This is a genomic window from Dellaglioa sp. CoH-55-MRSF-8, assembly GCF_056782195.1.
This window is the reverse complement of the sequence record NZ_JBXAYH010000055.1, coordinates 1-566: the sequence shown is the minus strand read 5'-3', so window position 1 is coordinate 566 and position 566 is coordinate 1. Positions and strand designations below refer to the sequence as shown.

General features: G+C 56.7%; 1 protein-coding gene. It reads right to left on the bottom strand.

The genetic code is table 11. The features are described from left to right. Positions 1–209: 209 nt before the first annotated feature. The coding region (locus tag AC1RPW_RS07860) for a hypothetical protein (protein ID WP_481769422.1) at positions 210–566 on the bottom strand (357 nt) is incomplete at its 5' end.

The window sequence follows — 566 nt, the reverse complement described above, 5'->3', positions numbered from 1 at the left end:
GTGATGCCCTGCGCACCGTGCGGCCCACAACAAAGAACTCGGAAGTGCTCGCGCTGTAGCCGTCTTCACTGTTCGGCAATACCTGTGCTGCGAACAGCGTCACTCCGTGTTTCAGGTCCGAGTGCTTGACCGTTTTGCGCTTCGCCATGATTTCCTCCTGTGAATTGATGAAATAAAGTATAACGGGAGCCTCAGCCCCCGTCAAGTACTTATCGCATCTTGTTGCCGTTGAGGATCGTGTGAATCTCGGGTGCTGCGTCGAGCAACCGGCTTTCACCGAGGCGATCGATCCATGCGCTGCTCACGGTCCAACCATGCTTATCCGCTTCCTTGTACTCAGCGCTCTTCCAGTCGTAGCTGCTGATGAAAAGTGGGACCCATGCGCGGCGCATCAGCGGCCACTGGGCAAACAGCGTTCCGTTTTCGAGCAGGCGATCGATGTGGGTCATCACGCCCTCGCGGCCATCCCAGTAGCCAAACCAGAACAGATCATCCGGAGACTTGTTGTCGAACCGCTCATCGCGATACCACTCCGGATGTTCCAGCGATTGGTACGAGCCACTGGA